Origin of the sequence: Rhodobium gokarnense, from assembly GCF_025961475.1 — a bacterium.
Lineage (GTDB): Bacteria > Pseudomonadota > Alphaproteobacteria > Rhizobiales > Rhodobiaceae > Rhodobium > Rhodobium gokarnense.
This window is the reverse complement of the sequence record NZ_JAOQNS010000024.1, coordinates 1-4,194: the sequence shown is the minus strand read 5'-3', so window position 1 is coordinate 4,194 and position 4,194 is coordinate 1. Positions and strand designations below refer to the sequence as shown.

The window sequence follows — 4,194 nt, the reverse complement described above, 5'->3', positions numbered from 1 at the left end:
GGGTAGTGTCTCAGTTTGAAAATCAATGAGCTTGACGTCTCTTCCGACCTTGCCCACCTCTAGTGAGCATGCTTTTCGCTAAGCATGTCGATTTGCCCGCGCTGCGAAGGATATGGCTTCCTCGATTGTGAAGCCTGCAATGGCAAGCGTTTCATGGACGCGCCTTGCCCTCAGTGCGATGATAGCGGGGTAAAAGAGTGCCCCCGCTGCCACGGGAAATGCGAGGTATCGAGTTTCAATGGCCAAAGGACCACGAGGCGAGAAACGCCCCGGTGACGTCATCGGCGCCGCGATCAAGGTCGCCAAGATCGCCACCGGTGAGGAATCTGACGAGATCGAAGACGACGGCAAAGACCCGGCGGCCAAGGCGCTTGGGACGAAGGGCGGCAAGGCCAGGGCCGAGAAGCTGACGCCCGAGCAGCGTAAGGAGATCGCGCGGAAGGCGGCGGCTAAGCGGTGGAGCCAATCTGAATAGCTATTGCGGCCTGTTACAAATCGGACCATACTGTATGGTGAGATTTGTAACACGAGATCGGAAGCATGGCACTCAACACTGTCAAAATTCTCCGCGAGGAGTGGGAGGTCGACCCTCGGCTTGCGGAACTCCATACGGACAAAGAAAAGCTCTTGCGCGTTCGCGCAATTGCGATCGGCGCGGCAGCCGATGCCACTCCTTTTCACCCGGCCAATGCCGCTGGCACCTTTTCGTACCAGCACGGCACGTTCGCCCTTCGTAATGAACATGACGGTAAGGAGGGCTGGGAGTCAGATCGACCGAATGGGGTCGAGGCGATAAAGAACGAAGGAACTCATGCCCGAGTCGTTTTCGCGAACGTCGACATTGCTTGCAGCGATGCACATGAGCCCAAGCCTAGGTCCGCCAAGGGGGCAGGAGCAGAGCGGTTGTGTGCTGGGAATGATGATCTTTTTGGTGGTCTACCGCGGTTCGTTGACGATGGACATGCAAGTGATGGTTGGATCACGTTCTATTTGATGGTTGCTCCGAATGGTGCCGCTGAGCTTAGCCGGGCGACGGTGGAGCATGGCCAATTTAAGCGTTTCGTCGAACGGATTTACCTGTCCGATGGTAGCGATTTGGATGCCGAGCCAGTACTGATGGACGACGATGTCGCGGCGGACCAATTCGACCCGCAGGTCGTGCGCAAGTAGTCATGGACAATAAGTTTAATCCGAAACGGCTCAGCCTCGCCCGGCAAAGGCGGCGGCTGACAGGAAAAGGACTCGCGCAGGCCGCAGGATTGTCTGCAATGGCAGTGTCGAGGTTGGAGAACGGACTTTCGGATCCGGACAACGCCACAATTTCTGCTCTTGCGTCTGCGTTGCGCTATCCGGCTGCGTTTTTCTTTGCTGATGATCCGGACGAGCTTGATACGGCGTCAGTTAGCTTTCGCAGCCTGACAAAGATGAGCGCAAAAGAAAAGGCAGCAGCCCAAGCGGCCGGCATATTAGGTCTTGAGATTAGCGATTGGCTCGAAAAAGAGTTTCGCTTGCCCGAGGCGGATTTTGTCGACCTAAGCTATGAGGCAAATCCAGAGGCGGCGGCTAAGGCGGTTAGAACCTATTGGGGGCTGGGTGAAAAACCGATCACAAACATGCTTGGCTTGCTTGAGGTGAAAGGAGTCAGAGTTTTCTCTTTGTCGGAGGCGACTAAGAATGTTGACGCTTTTTCATTTTGGCGAGATGAGCGTCCATTCATCTTTCTAAACAACTTCAAGACAGCCGAGCGCAGTATATTCGATTCCGCTCACGAACTGGCACATTTGGTTATGCATAGGCACGCCGGCACGCAGCCCGGAGATCAGCCGTCGCGTATTGCAGAACGCGAGGCTGATGGGTTTGCCAGTGCTTTTTTGATGCCGGCGAATGACGTGCGCTCCCGGTTACCCCGTTTCATTACAGTTGACGTAATCCTGAAAGCAAAGGCTCGTTGGCGTGTGTCGGCAATGGCGCTGGCTTACCGCGCCCATCGGCTAGGTTTAATGACCGATTGGCAATACAAGTCAGCCTGTATTGAGTTAGGCCGCAGAGGATACCGCACAGATGAGCCGAACGGTGTCGAGCGAGAAACTTCCGCGGTTTGGAGAAAGGTGCTCGCTGCGCTTTGGAGCGAACGAACGACCAGGGACGAAATCGCAGCTAAGGTGAATTTGCCGCCAGATGAACTTGAGGGCTTAATTGGAGGACTGGTGGGGCCGGCCGTGCGACCCGAAAGAGCATCCAATCCGCCCAAGCTGCGCCTCGCTTAAGTGAACAAGAATGCTTGACACCAAGCATAAAAGTTCACATATTTTGGGTATGGCAAACGTCCTACCCACCGCGAAGCGCGTTCAAATCCTCAGCATGCTGTGCGAGGGGTCGTCCATGCGGTCGATCTCCCGCATTTGCGATGTGTCGATCAACACGGTTTCCAAGCTGCTCGTGGATGCCGGCGAAGCGTGCGCGGCCTATCATTACGAGACGGTGCGCGGCGTCGCTTCCAAGCGCGTCCAGTGTGATGAAATCTGGTCGTTCTGCTATTCCAAGGCAAAGAACGTCGAAGGCGCCAAGGCGGCGCCGGACGGGGCCGGCGACGTCTGGACGTGGACCGCGCTCGATCCCGATAGCAAGTTGATCCTGGCCTATATGGTCGGCGACCGGGATGCCGAAACGGCCATGTTCTTCATCGATGATTTGAAGGATCGGCTGGCCAATCGGGTGCAACTCACGACGGACGGCCACAAGGTCTATCTGGACGCCGTTGCCGGCTCATTCGCTGGCGATATCGATTACGCCATGCTGGTGAAGATGTACGGCGAGCTTGGCCCGAAGGGGCCGGAGCGGAAATACAGCCCGGCCGAGTTCAACGGATCGAAAAAGCGGAAGATCACCGGCAACCCGGATATCGACAAGGTGAGCACGTCGCATGTCGAGCGCATGAACCTTTCCATGCGGATGGGAATGCGGCGCTTCACGCGGCTGACCAACGCCTTTTCGAAGAAGGTCGACAACCATATCCATGCGCTGTCGCTCTACTTCGTCTGGTACAACTTCTGTCGCCAGCACAAGAGCCTGAAAGGCTCGTCGCCGGCTATGGCCGCAGGGCTTACCGACACGCTGCACGACATGGAGTGGATCGTCGGATTGATCGACGCGCGGGCGCCGAAGCCGGGACGGCCAAAAACGTACAGGAAACGCTGACAGACCATACATTCTCGCCACATTGAGTACCTATCTAACGATAAGCGGAGGCCCAATGTGTAATGTTAACGTGACAATCACATATGGTACCCGCATAGTTCCCTGCGCATGCAGAATCGCTCAACACATAGGGAAAACGGAGGACACCGATGACCAAGCTTCGCACAAGCGATGCTTTGTTGAAAGCATTGGAAGAATCGTCGCCACGCCGCCCTTCGCGCGCCCAAATGGAAAAACAGCGCCTATCGTTCGTCATGGGGTCTCTTGACGAGGAAAACGACATGACGCGAGAAGAAGTTCAGAGCGTCCTCGAGCAGCAGGATGGTCGCGCACTCAACGTCTGATGATCTTATTTGAGATTACAAACACCGAGGCGCACCCTGCATATAGGGCGCTAGAGGTTGCCAACGGCAACAGGCAGTATCATTTTTTGCAGTCGATAGTGGCCGCTGCGTTAGACATGCAGCGGCCTTTTATTTCTCAACACATTATCAAGGCGTTCAATTTTCAGGCTATCACATGCCTGCATATTAATCCGGGCGAATATAGGCCATGCCGGGTGACGGTAGGTGATCATGAACCTCCACCGTTTTATCGTGTTCCCGCATTGATGGATGATTTTGTAAACTATGTTAATAGGATATGGGAAACAACAGACCCCGTAGTTCTTGCCACCTACGTTTTATGGCGTTTGAATAATATACATCCGTTTGTAAACGGAAACGGCAGAACAGCGCGCGCAGCAAGCTACTTTGTGCTTTGTTTAAAACTTGGCGGTTGGCCGAAAGGCTCTACAATTTTACCAGAACTAATCCGGCAAAATCGTGAGGAGCATTGTGCCGCACTTCAAAAGGCGCACGATTCGTTTAACGAGACCGGCGAGCCAGACTTGGCAGACTTGCATGCGATCGTTTCACGGCTTCTACAGGAACAATTGAATTCCGCTTAGCAAGGCGTGCCATCCTTCCCTAAATTTCAAACTGAGACACTACCCCG

At 54.8% G+C, this 4,194-nt stretch carries 6 protein-coding genes; all 6 read left to right on the top strand.

The annotated features are described in order from the left end of the window. Positions 1 to 238 precede the first annotated feature (238 nt). The 6 genes from M2319_RS23155 (at position 239) to M2319_RS23130 (ending at position 4,147) form a co-directional block, all read left to right on the top strand. On the top strand, positions 239 to 475 hold the full coding sequence (locus M2319_RS23155; RefSeq protein ID WP_264603843.1) for an RNA-binding protein: 237 nt from the start codon (positions 239 to 241) through the stop codon (positions 473 to 475). A gap of 65 nt (positions 476 to 540) precedes the next feature. Further along, positions 541 to 1,170, top strand: coding sequence for a hypothetical protein (locus M2319_RS23150; protein WP_264603842.1), 630 nt, complete (start codon positions 541 to 543; stop codon positions 1,168 to 1,170). Between the two features lie 2 nt (positions 1,171 to 1,172). Continuing rightward, positions 1,173 to 2,267, top strand: a complete 1,095-nt coding sequence (locus M2319_RS23145; RefSeq protein ID WP_264603841.1) for a helix-turn-helix domain-containing protein — start codon at positions 1,173 to 1,175, stop codon at positions 2,265 to 2,267. Between the two features lie 49 nt (positions 2,268 to 2,316). Continuing rightward, entirely contained in the window at positions 2,317 to 3,198 is an 882-nt protein-coding gene (locus M2319_RS23140; protein WP_264603844.1) for an IS1 family transposase, read from the top strand. A 149-nt stretch (positions 3,199 to 3,347) separates the two neighbouring features. Then, complete coding sequence (locus M2319_RS23135) at positions 3,348 to 3,542, top strand: hypothetical protein (RefSeq protein ID WP_264603840.1); 195 nt, start codon at positions 3,348 to 3,350, stop codon at positions 3,540 to 3,542. Next, complete coding sequence (locus M2319_RS23130; protein WP_264603839.1) at positions 3,542 to 4,147, top strand: Fic family protein; 606 nt, start codon at positions 3,542 to 3,544, stop codon at positions 4,145 to 4,147. Before M2319_RS23135 ends, M2319_RS23130 begins: the two co-directional genes overlap by 1 nt. Positions 4,148 to 4,194 lie beyond the last annotated feature (47 nt).